Raw genomic sequence first — 15,982 nt, 5'->3', positions numbered from 1 at the left:
TCCCAGATGATCACGCTGGCGCCGTCGGCCGTGCTGCCGCCGTTGACGTCGAGGCACTTGTTGCCGTAGACGCGCAGTTCACCGGCGCTGGTGGTGGTCCACTGCTGGTTGGGCTGGCCGTTGCAGTCCCAGATCTGCGCCTGGGCGCCGTTGGCCTGCGAGGCGCCGTTGACGTCCAGGCACCGCCCCGACCCCACACCCCTGAGGGCGCTGGTGCTGCCCGACGGCGACGACGGGGACGGCGACGGGGACGGCGACGGGGACGGCGACGGGGACGGGGAGGCGGACGGCGACGGGGAGGGCGAGGGGGACCCGCCTGCCTGTCCGACACCCTTGCCGACGAAGGTGAACGAGTCGACGTCGAACGCGTTCGCCGAGGGCGCCTTGAACACGACGTAGAGATTGCGGGTGCCACCGGGGTCGGTGACCCGCACCGCCGGAAGGGACACGTAGGTGTTCCATCCTCCGGTCGCCGGCACGGCGCTGGAGGCGATGAGCGTCCCGGTCGGCGAGTCGGCGTGCAGCTCGATGGACGCCCCGGTGTTGGACGGCGCCGAGACACGGAAGGACACCGAGTCGATCCCGGACAGGTTGATCGGCGTGAAGGAGATCCAGTCGTTGTCGGAGACGTCGCCGACGCGCCTGCCGCCCTCGGCCCCGGGCTCGTCGACGACCCGGATACCGGACGAGCCGGTGAAGTGCTCGGCCTGCTTGTGCTTGGGCTGCAGGGTGATGCCGGCGCTGCCCTTCAGACCACCCTTGTCGGTGTAGTCCGCGCCCAGGACGTAGTAGACGTTGGAGGCCTCGTCATGGCCGGAGGCCGTGGTCGAGACCGTCCCGGAGCAGCCGGTGTACTGGCCGGTGTCGTGCGCGTGCTGGTCGTGGCCGAGCGCGGTGAACACATTGACCTTGGTGCAGTCGACGGTGCCGTCCTCGGGGTCGGTGACGTTCACCGTGTAGGACACCCGGTCGCCGAAGTCGATGAACCCGCCGTCCGGCGGAGCCGAGAAGACGACCTTGGGACGGGTGTTGCCGACGACGATGGGCAGCGTGACACTGCCCGTCTTCCCGCTCGCATCCCGTACGGTCAGCTTGACGTTGTAGGTGCCGTTGGCGTTGTAGGTGTGGGACGGGTTGGCGCTGGTGGAGGTCCCGCCGTCACCGAAATCCCAGCTGTAGGTGATCGCGTCGCCGTCGGGGTCGGACGAGCCGGCCGAGGAGAACGCCACCGTCAGCGGCGCGGCGCCCGAGTCGGGGTTGGCGCTGGCCTTGGCGACGGGAGCGCGGTTCCCGACCACGTAGTCGATCCGGTAGATGCTGTCATCGGTGTTCTCGTGGCCGAAGCCGTTACCCCAGTCGGCCATGTACAGCGCGCCGTCGGGGCCGAACTTCATGTCGATCGGCGCGTGCGGGGCGATGTTCGCCACGAACGGGTTGATCTTCAGGAGGTTGCCGGAGGAGTCGAGGCGCATCTCCTTGACGAAGTTGCGGCTCCATTCGTACAAGAACGTCGCGCCGTCGAAGTACTCCGGGAACTTGCGGTCGGAGGCGCTGGCCGCGTCGTAGCGGTAGAACGGGCCACCCATGGGGGCCGCGCCGCCGCAGCAGTTGATTTCGGGGAACTCGGCCGAGGCGTGGTAGTTGTACCACACGGTCGCGGGCTTGGCCGCCGGCAGGTTGGTCAGGCCGGTGTTGTTGGGCGAGTCGTTGACCGGCGCCGAGCAGTTGAACTTCGCCCCCGAGGTGTTGGTGGCGAAGTTGAAGTCGTTGAACGGCGTGTTGTTGCCGGTGCAGTACGGCCAGCCGTAGAACCCGGGCTGCTTGATCAGGTTCCACTCGACCGTGCCCTCGGGGCCGCGGTTGGCGTTGGCCGCTCCCGCGTCCGGCCCGTAGTCGCCCACGGAGATCCAGCCGGTGACCTTGTCGACCGAGAAGCGGAACGCGTTGCGGAAGCCCATGGCGTAGATCTCGGGCCGCGTCTTGGCCGTGCCCGGCGCGAACATGTTGCCGGACGGGATCGTGTAGGTGCCGTCGGGCTCGGGGTGGATGCGCAGGATCTTGCCGCGCAGGTCGTTGGTGTTGGCCGCGGACCGCTGGGCGTCGTAGTGCTCCCGGCCCGGCCGCTCGTCGATCGGGGCGTAGCCGCTGGAGGCGTTGGGGTTGGTGTCGTCGCCCGGGGCGATGTAGAGATTGCCGCCCGGGCCGAACGCGATGTAGCCGCCGGTGTGGCCCGGCTCGTCGACGTTGCGGAACGCCGGAACCTCGATGATCTTCTTCTCGCTGCTCAGGTCGAGGCTGGTGCCGTTGAAGGTGAACCGGGAGACCCTGTTCACCTCGCCGCCGTTCAACGGCGAGTAGTTGATGTAGATCCAGCCGTTGGTGGCGAAGTTCGGGTCGAGCGCGATCCCGATGCCGCCGTCCTCGCCGCCGTCGTACACGGACAGGGTGCCGATGACGCGCGTGCTGCCGCCGCCCGCGGGGATCAGGTTGACCTTGCCGGAGCGCGAGATGTAGAAGACCCTGCCGTCGGCGGCCACGTCCAGCTCCATCGGCTGGTCCGGCGCGCCGTCGAGGGTCACCTTCTGGAAGCGGGCCGAGATCGTGCCACCGCAGTCGCCCGGCTCCGCGCCCGCCGCCCACTTCACCGCGCCCAGCAGGTGCTGCTTGAACAGCGGCTCGGAGTAGGAGGACGCGTTATGGCCCATCGCGGTGGCCCACACCCGGCCGCCCTCCGGGTTGTGACACCAGGAGATCGGGTGGTCGGCGCCCATCTTGTACGAGCCCGCGTCATAGGTGGTCTCGTCCGCGGTGACCAGCACGTGCACCGAGCCGCGCATGTTCTTGTCGAAGTTGTACCACTCCTCGGTGCGGGTCCACCGGTCCGGCAGGCCCTTGGTCGAGGGGTGGACCTTGTCGGCGACCTTGGCGGTGCCCTGCACGATCGACGAGTGCTGCGTCATGTGCGCGCCGGCCAGCACGGTCTGGTCCCACCAGGGGAACTGCGACTCGATGTTCATGTCGACGGCGTTGTGGATCGCCACGACGCCGCGGCCGCTGCGCACGTAGGCCTGCATGGCCTGACGCTGCGCGTCGTTGTCCCACACCATGCCCGACGTCTGGAGCATGATCACCGCGTCGTAGTTGTTGAGGTTCGACGTGGTGAAGACGGAGGAGTTCTCGCTCGCGTCGAGCTGGAAGTTGTTGTCCGTCGCCAGCTGCTGGAACATCGCGATGCCGGCGGAGATGGAGTCGTGCCGGTAGGCGCCGCTCGCGGTCTTGCTGAACAGCAGCACCTTGAACTGTGGCGCCGCCGCGTGCGCCACCAATGGCACCGCGGACAGCAGGAGCCCTAACAGGGCCGCGGCCAGGGCGGGGAGCAGGCGTGATCTTCGCATGAAAAATCTCCTGGGGGGGTTACCGGGTAACGGTCGGAGTCGAAGAGTGCGAAGGTGCGAGCCGTCTCGGCTCAGGGGGAGGGTCGGGTGGTCAGGTCGAGGGTGCGGAGGAAGGCGAGGCCGTCGGTGGCGAGGGCGTCCTGGCTGGGGGCCAGGGGACGCCAGATGGATGCGGCGGTGGCGATGGTCTTGTTGTCGGCGGTGAAGGACTCGATCACGAGCGGGCCGGTGTAGCCCACGTCGCGGACGGCCGCGGCGAAGCCCGTCCAGTCGAAGTGGTCGCTGCCGGGGGCACCGCGGTCGGTTCCGCAGACCTGGAGGTGCGCGATCCTGGCGCCCGCCAGCCGGACGGCCCCGAGGGGGTCCTTCTCCTCGATGTTCAGGTGGTAGGTGTCGAGAGCGAGCCCGCATTCCTCCGGGAGGGCGTCGAGCGCCTGCTCGACGGTGTTGATGACGCTGGTCTCGTAGCGGTTGAGCGGTTCGACGCCGATCCTGATTCCGCGTTCGGCCGCGTAGGCGACGACCGGCTTCAGGTTCTCCCGCAGCTCGCCGTAGATCGCGCGCCGCTCGTCCGGGCTCATCCGCCAGGCCCGGCCGACCGAGGCGTAGGCGGGCCCGCTGACCGCCGGCGCACCCACGGTCACCGCCACGTCCACGCAGTGCCGCAGGTAGTCCTGGGTCTCCTGGACGCTCTGCCCCGAGGCGCCGACGAGCTCGCGTCCCGGTGGCATCGTGAGCACGACCGACGCGCCGAGGCCGAGCCCGTCCAGGAGGGCCGCCGCTTTGCCGGGGTCCCAGTCGCCGGGCTGCTCGACCGGCAGCTCGACCACGTCGAATCCCCATCCCGCGATCCGCGGCGCGAGGAGGGCCAGGGACTCGTCGGTGAGCGGCGAGACCCAGACCCACGTGTTGACTCCGATCACGACGTGCCGCCCCACTTCTGCGGGTAGCCGGGCAGGTTCTCGCACCCGCACAGGGCGTAGTGCAGCGGCGGCATGCCGGGCTTGAGGTAGGTGGCGAGGTTCTCCTGGGTGATCGTCGGTTGCGGAAGGTTCCAGACCTTCGGCACCTGCTCACCCTTGAGGATCTTGAGCGCCGCGATGACGGGGGTGCGCCACTGGTAGGTCGGATAGGTCGGAGCGACGGCGGTCAGCTTCGCGTCGCTCCACTTCTTCAGGAAGTCCTGCTGGTCCTCGCCGTTGATCGGCGGCACCGGCTGGCCCGCGTCCTCGAAGGCTTCCACGGCCGCGACGGCCGTGGCGCCCGCGTCCATCCAGACTCCGTCGATCTTGCCGTAGCGCTGGATGTAGTCGCTGACGACGCTCTTGGTCTTCGCGGCGTCGCCGTCGGTGAACTCGACGCCGACGACCTTGAGGTCGCTCTTGTCGAACGCGATCTTCGCCGCCGACCACCGGGTCTCCAGCACGTCCACACCGGGCAGGATGCGCAGCGCCAGGATCTTCCCGCCGGGGGGCACCTTGTCGATGAGGAACTCGGCCGCCGCGGCGCCGAAGGCGTAACCGCCGATCGGCTTGATGAAGGTGACCGGGCAGTCGGTCTGAACCCCCCGGTCGAACACGATGACCGGCACCTTCGGGCAGGCCCCGGACACCGCGGGGGTCAGCGTGGCCGTGGTGTTGGGGGAGACGATCAGCGCGTCGCAGCCCTTGCCCTGCAGCTCCGCGATGTCGGAGATCTGCTTGTCGTCCTTGCCCTCGGCGTCCAGCATGGTGAAGCGGGCGATCTCCTTGTGCAGGGCGACCTCCGCCTGCATGGTCTTCCAGCCGACCTGCCGCCAGGGGTTGTTGACGGCGGCGTTGGAGAAGCACAGGTGATACGGCCCCGCCTTCTTGTACTTGGCGGTGTCGACGAGCTGCGGGTCGATGCTCTGTTCCCACGGCTTGTCCGGCGAGCCGGTCGGCTGCGCCCGGCGCATCGCCATCTGGGCGTCGTAGTCGGCCTGCACGAAGAACTTCGACTGCGCTCCGGTGCCCTTGTCCTCCGACCCGGTGGACCCGGCCGGCGCGGCGGAGGCGGAGGGCGCGGGTTTGTCGCTGGTGCACGCGGCCGCCGACAGCGTCAGCACGGCCAGCGCGGCGGAGGCGAGGAGCCGCCGCGAATATGAACGCATGGTTGTCCTTCCATCACGATGCGGCCGCGGCTCTTCTGCGTGGGAGGCTCACCGCTCCCAGCGCCACCGCGGCGATGATGATCACGCCCTGTACGGCCGGCTCCACCGCCCCCGAGATGCCGTACAGGTTAAGCAGGGTGAACAGCGCCTCCAGGGTGAAGGCGCCCGCCATAGCGGCGACCACGGAGCCGCGGCCGCCCCCGAGCGCCACGCCGCCGAGCACGACAGCCGTGATTGCCTGGAACTCCAGGCCCTGGCCGACCTGCGCGGACACCCCGGCGAAGCCACCGAGCAAAATCGCGGCGACCGCCGCGGACAGCCCGGAGATCATGAACGCCACCGTCCGCACCCGGGCGACCCGGACACCGGACAGAGCGGCGGCCCGGTCGTTGTCGCCGGCTGCTATCAGCGTGTGGCCGAAGCCGGCACGCATCGCGCAGATCGCGGCGGCCGCCACCGCGACGAGGATGAAGACCGACCAGGGCACCGGGCCCAGGCTTCCCCGGCCCAGCTCGCGGAACTCCGGGGACAGGGCGCCCCGGGGCGCGCCGCCCGTCCAGAGGAAGATCGCTCCCGAGAGGATCAGCAGCATGCCGAGCGTCGTGATGAACGACGGGACCCGGAGCAGGGTGGTGACGGTCCCGTTGACGAGCCCGGTGAGCAGTCCGAGAACGATCAGCAGGGCCAGCACGGGCCAGGTCGCCGCCGCTGAGCCGTCGATGAGCCGGGCGGCGATCACCACCTCGGCGGTGACGAGGGAGCCGACCGACAGGTCGAACTCGCCGGACACGATGACGAAGTACTGCCCGGCCGCGAGGATCACCAGTGGCGCGGCCCGTTTGACGAAGGCGAGGAAGGCGGGCGGCTCCAGGAAGTACGGGTTGGCGATCGCGATCGCGACCAGCAGCCCGGCCAGCACCACGAAGATCGGTAGCGCGCGTCTCATGCGGACCGCCTCCTGCGGGCGTAGATCGCCAGGGCGGCCACCAGGACCACGCCCCGCACGACGTCCTTGGCGAAGGAGTTGACCTCGAGCTGGTTGAAGATGCTGTCGAGGACGGCCAGGAGCAGAACTCCGCCGACGGTCCCGGCGACCCCGCCGCGGCCTCCGGCCAGGGCGGTCCCGCCGAGCACGACCGCCGCGATCGACTCCAGGTCGTACCCGCCGTCGGTCCCGACCGTCGGCGCGCCGGCTCCGAGCCGGGAGGCGAGCAGCAACCCGGCGATCCCGGCGCAGACCGAGCAGAGCACGTGGGCGGTGACCACGACCCGCTCGGTGCGCACTCCCGACAGCCGCGCGACCTCGGCGTCCCCGCCCACCGCGTAGATCCGGTAGCCCAGCCGCGTCCGGCTGAGCAGGAGCCAGGCGAACGCCGCCACCGCGGCCCACAGCAGCGCCGACACCGGAAGCGGCCCGATGCGGTCGTACCCGAGATGCTGGAAGGACTCGGGCACACTGCCCGCCGGCCCGTCGTACCGCTCGTCCAGCGTGCCTCTGATGATCAGCGCGACCCCGAGCGTGGCGATGAAGGCGTGCACCCGGAGCCTGGTGACGATCAGGCCGTTCACCAGGCCGACTGTCGCGCTCACCGCCAGCACCGCGGCCACCGCGGCCGGTACGCCTCCGTCGGCGCCCGCCATGATCTCGGCCGCGACCAGCGAGGTCAGGCTGATCAGGTAGGCCACCGAGAGGTCCAGGCTCCCGGCCAGGATCACCAGGGTCTGACCGACCGCGACGATGCCCAGCGCCGCCGATCGCTGCTGGATCCCGACGATGTTCTCCTGGCTGAGGAACCGTCCGCCGTCCAGGGCGAACAGCAGCCAGCCCAGCACGAGGAGCAGGGCCAGCGCCACGTAGACGGGACGCGCGGGCCGGTCGGCCGACAGCCGCCGCAGGAACGAGCCCCCGGCCGCGACGCGCCGGAGCTTCAGTTGCTGGGTCACGACGCGGCCGCCAGGTGCATCACGGCCTCCTCGGTGGCGCCGGCGGACAGCTCTCCCGCTATGCGCCCGTCCCGCAGCACGAGGATGCGGTCGCTCATGCCGATGAGTTCGGGGAGCTCGGAGGAGATCATCAGGATGGCCGTGCCGTCACGGGCGAGTTCGCGCATCAGCTCGTGGATGGCGGCCTTGGCGCCGACGTCGACGCCGCGGGTGGGTTCGTCGAACAGCAGGACGCGCGGCGCGACCGTCATCCACTTGGCCAGCACGACCTTCTGCTGGTTGCCCCCGGACAGCAGCCGGACCTCCTGGGTGGGCCGGGGCGGGGTGAGCCGCACGCGCTCGAGCAGCCGCTCGATCCCGGGCCGGCGCCTCCCGGCGGCCCGGGCGACGAGCAGGGCGTTGTCACGCACGTGCTGGTTCAGCAGGAGCCCTTCGGCCTTGCGGTCCTCGGTGACCAGGCCGATGCCCGCCGCGATGCCCTCGCGGACCGAGCGGGGCCGGCAGGGCGTCATCTCGCCGCTGGTGAAGGGCTCCGCGCCGAACAGCGCCTTGGCCAGCTCGGTGCGGCCCGAGCCCTGCAGCCCGGCCACCCCGACGATCTCCCCGGCGCGCAGGTCGAGGTCGATGCCGTGCAGGCGGGCGTTGCCCCCGCCGCGCACGCTCAGCATCACCTCCCCGGGCGGCTCCGCCGCCCGGGGCGGGTAGTAGGAGTCCAGCTCCCGGCCGACCATCAGGCGGACCAGGGTCGCGGTGTCCAGGCTCGAGGCCTCCGCGGTGGTGACCCGGGCACCGTCCTTGAGCACGGTGATCCGGTCGGCGAGTTCGAAGATCTCGGGGAGCCGGTGGGAGATGTACAGAACCGCGATGCCGCGCCCGGTGAGCCGCCGCACCAGGGTGTAGAGCAGCTCCACCTCGTGGTCGGCCAGCGCGGCGGTCGGCTCGTCCATCACCACGATCCGGGCGTTCAGCGACAGCGCCTTGGCGATCTCGACGACCTGCTGCTGCGCCACCGAGAGCCGCCGGACGAGATCGCGCGGCCCGAACGACTCCTCGCCGAGCGAGCTCAGCAGCTCACCGGTCGCCGACTCCATCGCCGCCCGGTCGACCAGCCCCCGCCGCACGGGTTCCCGGCCGAGGAAGACGTTCTCGGCCACCGTCCGCTCCGGCAGCAGGGTGAGCTCCTGGTAGATGATCGCCACCCCGGCCCGCTGCGCCTCGATCGGGTGCCCGAACGCCACGCTGCGGCCGTCGATCTCGATCGTCCCCTCGTCCGGAGCGTGCACCCCGGCGAGGATCTTCATGAGCGTCGACTTGCCGGCGCCGTTCTCTCCCACCACCGCGTGGACCTCGCCCGCGGACGCCTCCAGGTCGACCCCGTCGAGCACCCGGACGCCCAGGAAGCTTTTTCCGATGCCGGTCATCTTCAGCACGCGGCCCGCCCGTCGAGACGTGACGCCGGGCCGGCCGGGACGAGTCTCCGCGCCGTACGGGGTGATGACTCATGCACGGGGATCTCCTAAGGGGGTGGAAGTCGTGCCGGGCCCGGCGTGCGGCTCACCGGGCCGGTCGCCGGGGAGGAGGGCCCGGCGGCCGGCCGACGCGCGTTCCGCTCCGGTGGACGGGGTGTGACTCGGGCGGAGTTTCAACCTGGTCCGGCGGGAGCGGTCGAAGCGATTCGGGAAGAAAATAGGTCTACCAAACTTCTGGTGTCAAGCACGCTTATTTACTTGCCTGAGGTGACTTCTTCTCTCGCGTCTCGGCACAGTTTCGCCATCTTCCTACGGAAGTTGCCCTCTCACAGGAAAATGACCGTGCCGTAGCGTCCCAATGCCCTCAAAGTCCACGAGGAGTGGAGGTCTTGTATCCAAGGATTGGGAGCAAATGAGTATGAAACTTTCACATCCATGTCGAGGGAGTGTCGTGCTCCTTGTCCTACATGGGGGCCCTCTCCTCAGGCGGAGAGTCGCATACTCCTGGCCCGGCGAAAGGGACTTTCACCGCCATCAGCCGAAAAACCGCCGAATCAGCACGCCATCCGTACTGAGAAAAAAGCCGGCGCGGCCCCCGATCAGGGCCGCGCCGGACGTGATGCCGGGTGCGGCGAGGCGGGGTGGGACCCCGGAGTACCCCGCCGCTCCCGGTGGGACGGATGGCCTCAGACGCGGGTCCACTTCTGGTTGTTCTGGCCGTTGCACGTCCAGATCTGCGCCTTCGTGCCGTTGGCGGTGCCGCTGACGTTCAGGCACTTGTTCGCGCCGACGGCGGTGATGCTGCCGTCGGAGTTGAAGCGCCACTTCTGGTTGTTCTGCCCGTTGCAGTCCCAGATGATCACGCTCGTGCCGTCGGCGGTGCCGGCGCCGTTCACGTCCAGGCACTTGTTGCCGTACACCCGCAACTCACTGGCACTGGTGGACGTCCACTTCTGGTTGTTCTGCCCGTTGCAGTCCCAGATCTGCGCCTGGGCGCCGTTGGCCTGGGAGGCGCCGTTGACGTCCAGGCACCGGCCCGACGCCACACCCCGCAGCGCGGTCGTGCCACCCGCAGGCGGCGACGGCGACGCGGAGGGGGAGGGCGAGGGGGACGGCGACGGCGAGGGGGACGGGGAGGTCGATGGGCCGCTCAGTTCCTTGACCCGGATGTTTCGGAACGACACCACGTCGCCGGACCCGTGGTTCTGGATGCCGATGTACCCCTGTTGCAGGGATCGGGCCGGGTCCGTGTTCGTGAAATCATTGATCTTGGTGCCGTTGAGGAACACCTGCAGCCGCTCTCCCTGGACGAGCAGTTCGTAGGTGTTCCACTGACCCGGCGGGTTCAGCGCCGCGTCACGTGCGGCGAGGTCGGCCGACTGGAAGCCGTAGATCGCCCCGGTCGTCTTGTCCGCGGTGTCGGTGGCGTCGATCTGGACCTCGTACCCGGTGTCGAGGGCCGTCTGGGGGTCGCTGGTGGCCGGGAACCCGACGACCACGCCGGAGTTGGAGTCGCCGGTCAGCTTCCAGTCGAGCTTGAGGGAGTAGGAGCCGAACTCCTTGGCGTTGTACCACAGCATGCCCATGCCGCCCTGGGAGGTCAGCGTGGCGTCGCTGTTGGCGAACGAGCCGGGCCCGGCCTGCGTCCAGCCGGTGGTCGACCCGTTGTACAGGGTCGTGTAGCCGGTCTCGGGACGGCAGTCGGCGTTCGTGGCCTTGGCCGCGTAGCGGATGCCGCCGAGCAGCAGGGTGCGGAAGTTGGAATCGGCGTACGACTCCTGGGTGTGCCCGAGACCGGTGTAGAACGACCGGCCGGACGCCTGCGGGTGGCACCAGGTGATCGGGTGGTCGCCCATGTTCCCGCCGCTGTAGCTGCTCTCGTTCAGGCTCTGCAGCACGTGCACGTTGGCGCGCGGGTTGGTGCGGTAGTTGTACCACTCGTCGGTGCGTGTCCAGGTCTGGCCGAGATGGGCCGTGGCCGCGTGCGCACGGTCCTCGTTCCGTACGGTCGCCTGCTGGATGGCCGGGTGGTTGTTGAACCAGGCCCCCATCAGCTGCCCGTAGTAGGGCCAGTCGTACTCGGTGTCGGCGGCCGAATGCACCCCCACGTAGCCGCCTCCGCCGTCGATGTACGACTGGAAGGCGGTCTGCTGGGAGGCGTTCAGCACGTCGCCGGTGGTGCTGAGGAACACCACGGCCTTGTACTGCGCGAGGTTGCCCGAGGTGAACGCGTTCGCGTCCTCCGTGGCGTCCACGGCGAAGTCGTTGGCGGCGCCCAGTTCGCGGATGGCCTGGATGCCGGCGGGAATGGAGTCGTGCCGGAACGCGGCCGTCTTGGAGAAGACCAGCACCTTGAAGGCGGCGGCGTGGGCGGGAATGGCGGGGATCACTGTCGCGGCGGCGGCGGTGAGCGCCACCGCGGTCACCGACAGGCGTCGCAGCACGGATGTCTTCCGGTCGCTCCCCGCGACGCGCCCGAGCGCGGCGGGGGTCAGATGTCGCAGCATGGGTGTCCTTCCGTCGCGGCGCCCGGCGCGGCCCCCTTCTCTGGTCGAGGGCGGGGCCGTGCCGGGCGTCGCATCAAATGGTGGATCGGATGGTGGGGAGTGGCCTCTGGGATGGCGTCAGACGCGGGTCCACTTCTGGTTGTTCTGGCCGTTGCACGTCCAGATCAGCACCTTGGCGCCGTTGGCGGTGCCGCCGCCGTTGACGTCCAGGCACTTGTTCGCGCCGACGGCGGTGATGCTTCCGTCGGAGTTCAGGCGCCACTTCTGGTTGTTCTGCCCGTTGCAGTCCCAGATGATCACGCTGGCGCCGTCGGCCGTGCTGCCGCCGTTGACGTCGAGGCACTTGTTGCCGTAGACGCGCAGTTCACCGGCGCTGGTGGTGGTCCACTGCTGGTTGGGCTGGCCGTTGCAGTCCCAGATCTGCGCCAGGGCGCCGTTGGCCTGGGAGGCGCCGTTGACGTCCAGGCACCGCCCCGACGCCACACCCTTCAGCGCACTCGTGCTCGCCGAGGGCGACGGAGAAGGGGACGGGGAGGCTGATGGAGAGGGCGACGGGGAGGGGGACGGGGAGGACGACGTGCCGGTGTCGAAGGTGAAGGCGTCCAGATCGAACAGGTAGCCCTGTCCTGTCGCGCCGCGGAAGACCAGGTAGAGCGTCGTCGTGCCGGACGGCGCGCCGCTGAGGTTCGCCGACACGTCGGTGAAGGTCTCCCAGCCGCCGGTGGCCGCCACGTTCACCGTACCCAGCAGCGTGCCGGTCGCGGAGCCCGCCCGCACCTCCAGCCGGCCGCCCACGCCACCGGACGACACTCGCGCGGTGATCTTCGTCGCGTTGCTCAGGTTGTAGGGCTGGAAGGAGATCCAGTCGCCGTCGTCGGTGAAGCCGACGGTCTTGCCGCCCTCGGCGGTGGTGTGGTCGGCCGTCTGCACGCCCTGCTGGGCGCCGAAGTGCTCGGCCTGGCGGTGCCGCGGCTGCAGCGTCCGGACGACGGTGGTGGTGAGGCCGCCCTTGTCGGTGTAGGACGCCTGCAGCACCCCGTAGATGTTGGCCGCCGAGTCGTGCTCACCGTCGACCGGCACCGCGATCGACCCGGAACACCCGGACTTGGAGGTGATCTGATGGGCGTGGCTGTCGTGCCCGAGGAAGTAGGTGACGGTCACCGTCGAGCAGTCGATGGTGCCGTCCTCGGGGTCGGACACGGCGACCTGGAAGGGCACCGTGTCTCCGAAGGAGAACAACTGCCCCTCCACCGGCGAGGTGAGCGTGACCGACGGCGCGGTGTTGCCCACGTTCACGGTCACACTCGCCGTGCCGGTCAGCCCCTGCGGGTCACGGACGGTGAGGGTGGCGGTGTAGGTGCCGTCCGTGGTGTAGGTCTTGCTCGGGTTGGCCGCCGTGGAGGTGGTGCCGTCGCCGAAGTTCCAGGAGTACGTCAGCGCACCGCCCTCGGGGTCGGAACTGCCCGCGGAGGAGAAGCTCACGGTCAGCGGAGCCGGGCCCGAGGTCTTGTCGGCGGAGGCCTTGGCGATCGGGTTGCGGTTGGCCTTGCCGATGTACTCGATCCGATACAACGCCTGATTGTTGCTTCCGGTGCCGTAGTCGAGCACGTAGAGGGCGCCGTCGGGACCGAAGGCCATGTCCATCACCTGGGTGCCGCTCCAGGGGAAGGCGGAGATCTCCCCGTAGGCGCCGTCTGACTTGACCTCGATCGCCTTGATCCAGCGGCGACCGTACTCACCGGCGAAGAACCGCCCGTCGAGCGCCTGCGGGAACTTGACGGAGGAGTTCAGGTTCGGGTCGTAGCGGTAGACCGGGCCGCCCATCGGCGACTCCGACCCGGAGCCGAACTCCGGCGGCGAACCGGCGTCCCCTCCGTACCTGATCCATGCCGGCTTGGCCGCCGGCAGCGTGGTCAGCCCGGTGTTGCGGAAGGAGTTGTTGGTCGGCCCGCCCGAGCAGTTGTACTTCGGCCCCGTGCTGTTGGTGGCGAAGTTCCACTCGTTGTAGGTCTCGTTCGTGCTGTTGGACCCGGTGCAGTACGGCCACCCGTAGTTCCCGGCGCTGGTGATCCGGTTGAACTCCACCTGCCCTTGCGGCCCGCGGTTGGAGTTGGTCGACCCCGCGTCCGGCCCGTAGTCGCCCAGGTAGACGACGCCGGTGGCCTTGTCCACGCTCATCCGGAACGGGTTGCGCAGGCCCATCGCGTAGATCTCCGGCCGCGTCTTCGCCGTCCCCGGGGGGAAAAGGTTCCCGCTGGGGATCGTGTAGGTGCCGTCCGGCTGCGGCTTGATCCGCAGCAGCTTGCCGCGCAGGTCGTTGGTGTTGGCCGCCGTGCGCTGCACGTCGTACTGGGGGTTGCGGTCGGTGCGCTCGTCCAGCGGCGAATACCCGGCCGATTCGAACGGGTTGCTGTCGTCGCCGGTGGTCAGATACAGGTTGCCGGCGGCGTCGAAGTCGATGTCGCCGCCCACATGGCAGCACATCCCCCGGTCGTTCGGCACCTCCAGCACGACCTTCTCACTGCTCATGTCGAGCGTGTCGTCGGACTTCAGTGTGAAGCGGGACAGGTTCAGGTGCCCCTTCCACTGGTCGAACTGCGACTGGGTGCCGTTGCTGGGCGCGTCACCGGTCGGAGTGCTGAGCCGTGGCGAGTAGTAGAGCCAGACGTAGCGGTTCGACGCGAAGTTCGGGTCGACCGCCACACCTTGAAGGCCCTCCTCGTCGTGGGTGTAGACGTTGAGCTTGCCGGCCACCTTCGTGTTGCCGTTGGCATCGGTCACGCGCAGCGTGCCGTCACGGGCCGTGTGGAGGACCGACCGGTTGGGCATCACGGCCAGCGACATCGCCTCACCCAGCTCCGAGCCGCCCGACGCGAGCGACACCTGCTGGTAGTCGGACGCCGGGATGGTCAGCGCGTTCGCCGGAGCGGAGGTGAGCGCCAAGGCTCCGGAAGTGATCAGCGCCATCGTGGTCAGCGTTGTGAGCCACGGACGTCGGGACATCGGTTTCCTTCCTGACAGTCAAGATCAGTTAGGGCAGAGCGCGCGCCGCCGCGCTGTTGCCGGAGTTCTGCTTCGTGCTCAGAGGGGTGCCGCCTCTGGTTCCCTCATCCGGTCGGACGACGAGGACGCCGTCAGACGCGGGTCCATTTCTGGTTGGTGCCGCCGTGGCAGGTCCAGATCAGCACCTTGGTGCCGTTGGCGGTGCCGCCGCCGTTGACGTCCAGGCACTTGTTCGCGCCGACGGCGGTGATGCTTCCGTCGGAATTGAGGCGCCATTTCTGATTGTTCTGGCCGTTGCAGTCCCAGATGATCACGCTGGTGCCGTCGGCCGTGGCGCCGCCGTTGACGTCCAGGCACTTGTTGCCGTAGACGCGCAGTTCACCGGCGCTGGTGGTGGTCCACTGCTGGTTGGCCTGGCCGTTGCAGTCCCAGATCTGCGCCAGGGCGCCGTTGGCCTGCGACGCCCCGCTGACGTCCAGGCACCGCCCCGACGCCACACCCTTCAGGGCACTCGTCGCCGGCGGAGGACCTGTCGGAGTCGAGCTCGGAGTCGCCGTCGGGCTGGCCGTGGGGCTGGCCGTCGGGCCGCCTCCGGGCGGGTCGAGCGGGCAGCTGGCCATGTACTTGGAGATGCCGTTCGCGTTGGACAGCGTCGGGCACAGGAACGGCGCGTAACGGGTGTCCTTGTCGATGAACAGCTTCAGCCAGACCATCATCGTGCGGGCGAAGGCACCGGAGTTGCCCCCGCCGCCGCCGGCGGGGAAGCCGTGGCCCTCGTTGGCGATCTCGACGTACGCGCGCTCGACGTCGGCGGGAATGGTGTTGTAGGCGTTCTGGGCGTACTGCGGGGTCACCGTTCCGTCGGCCTGGCCGGCGAAGATGATCGTGGGGCTCTTGATGCCCGACAGATTGCCGTTGGGCACGTAGGGCGCCTGTCCGACCGCGGTCAGGAGCGAGGGCCGCTGGGTGGCCGCGAGGAGTGCGCCTCCGCCGCCCATGGAGTGTCCGCCCACCGCCAGCCGGTCGCGATCGACCCGGTCACGCACCGGGCTGCTGTTGACCAGGTAGTCCAGGGCGGCGAGCAACTGCGTGGCCCGCGCGTCGGCGTAGTCGTTGAGAGTGTTGGTCTCGATCCCGATCACGACGAAGCCGAACGAGGCGAGTCTCGGGCCCTGCCAGGCGTAGTAGCTCCAGGCGGTGCTGAAGCCGGGGGCGATCGCGATGGCGCCGAAAGTGCCCTGGCTGGTGTCGGTCGGGTAGTAGATGACCCCGCCGCCGAAGCCGTTGCCCCTGGGGACGGTCACCTGGGCGGTGGCGAAAGGACCGCGGTCCGCGGCGATGCTCGCCGCGGTGGGGGAGGGCCCGCGCTCGTAGGGGTTGCCCGCCGCGGATGCGGCGGACGGTCCTGCCGCCAGGCCGGCGGTCACCAGGAGGGCGGCCACGATCCAGGCGAGGATTCGGGTGCGCGGGCGTGGCGGTCTCATGGGGTGCGCGTGGACGGCTCGGTGTGGAGCCGTCCCCGGGACTTCCTGT

Annotated in this window: 9 protein-coding genes; all 9 read right to left on the bottom strand. The window is 69.4% G+C overall.

The window, feature by feature from the left end; all coding sequences use genetic code 11:
• Window positions 1–3,395: ThuA domain-containing protein (locus tag ABZ860_RS42460; protein ID WP_357232418.1), on the bottom strand; the 3,395-nt coding region annotated here is incomplete at its 3' end.
• 71 nt (window positions 3,396–3,466) lie between these two features.
• The gene (locus tag ABZ860_RS42455; protein ID WP_357232415.1) at window positions 3,467–4,318 is read right to left on the bottom strand and encodes a sugar phosphate isomerase/epimerase family protein; all 852 of its coding nucleotides are present in this window, start codon (window positions 4,316–4,318) and stop codon (window positions 3,467–3,469) included.
• Window positions 4,315–5,526, bottom strand: a complete 1,212-nt coding sequence (locus ABZ860_RS42450) for a substrate-binding domain-containing protein (protein ID WP_357232412.1) — start codon at window positions 5,524–5,526, stop codon at window positions 4,315–4,317. Before ABZ860_RS42450 ends, ABZ860_RS42455 begins: the two co-directional genes overlap by 4 nt.
• 13 nt (window positions 5,527–5,539) lie before the next feature.
• Window positions 5,540–6,472, bottom strand: a complete 933-nt coding sequence (locus tag ABZ860_RS42445; protein WP_357232409.1) for an ABC transporter permease — start codon at window positions 6,470–6,472, stop codon at window positions 5,540–5,542.
• The gene (locus ABZ860_RS42440; protein WP_357232406.1) at window positions 6,469–7,470 is read right to left on the bottom strand and encodes an ABC transporter permease; all 1,002 of its coding nucleotides are present in this window, start codon (window positions 7,468–7,470) and stop codon (window positions 6,469–6,471) included. Before ABZ860_RS42440 ends, ABZ860_RS42445 begins: the two co-directional genes overlap by 4 nt.
• Window positions 7,467–8,891, bottom strand: coding sequence for a sugar ABC transporter ATP-binding protein (locus ABZ860_RS42435; protein ID WP_357232403.1), 1,425 nt, complete (start codon window positions 8,889–8,891; stop codon window positions 7,467–7,469). Before ABZ860_RS42435 ends, ABZ860_RS42440 begins: the two co-directional genes overlap by 4 nt.
• Window positions 8,892–9,625: 734 nt before the next feature.
• The gene (locus ABZ860_RS42430; RefSeq protein ID WP_357232400.1) at window positions 9,626–11,446 is read right to left on the bottom strand and encodes a ThuA domain-containing protein; all 1,821 of its coding nucleotides are present in this window, start codon (window positions 11,444–11,446) and stop codon (window positions 9,626–9,628) included.
• A gap of 117 nt (window positions 11,447–11,563) precedes the next feature.
• Window positions 11,564–14,449, bottom strand: coding sequence for a lectin (locus ABZ860_RS42425; RefSeq protein WP_357232397.1), 2,886 nt, complete (start codon window positions 14,447–14,449; stop codon window positions 11,564–11,566).
• A gap of 131 nt (window positions 14,450–14,580) precedes the next feature.
• The gene (locus ABZ860_RS42420) at window positions 14,581–15,933 is read right to left on the bottom strand and encodes an RICIN domain-containing protein (protein ID WP_357232394.1); all 1,353 of its coding nucleotides are present in this window, start codon (window positions 15,931–15,933) and stop codon (window positions 14,581–14,583) included.
• Window positions 15,934–15,982: the final 49 nt, after the last annotated feature.

Source organism: Microbispora sp. NPDC046973 (assembly GCF_040644495.1).
In the GTDB taxonomy this organism is placed as follows: domain Bacteria; phylum Actinomycetota; class Actinomycetes; order Streptosporangiales; family Streptosporangiaceae; genus Microbispora.
This window is presented reverse-complemented; position numbering and strand designations above follow the sequence as displayed.

Excerpts from the sequence above, each read along its gene's own strand:
- ABZ860_RS42420 (WP_357232394.1), bottom strand. The coding sequence starts at position 15,933 with ATGAGACCGCCACGCCCGCGCACCCGAATCCTCGCCTGGATCGTGGCC.
- ABZ860_RS42445 (WP_357232409.1), bottom strand. The coding sequence starts at position 6,472 with ATGAGACGCGCGCTACCGATCTTCGTGGTGCTGGCCGGGCTGCTGGTC.
- ABZ860_RS42435 (WP_357232403.1), bottom strand. The coding sequence starts at position 8,891 with ATGACCGGCATCGGAAAAAGCTTCCTGGGCGTCCGGGTGCTCGACGGG.
- ABZ860_RS42450 (WP_357232412.1), bottom strand. The coding sequence starts at position 5,526 with ATGCGTTCATATTCGCGGCGGCTCCTCGCCTCCGCCGCGCTGGCCGTG.
- ABZ860_RS42430 (WP_357232400.1), bottom strand. The coding sequence starts at position 11,446 with ATGCTGCGACATCTGACCCCCGCCGCGCTCGGGCGCGTCGCGGGGAGC.
- ABZ860_RS42425 (WP_357232397.1), bottom strand. The coding sequence starts at position 14,449 with ATGTCCCGACGTCCGTGGCTCACAACGCTGACCACGATGGCGCTGATC.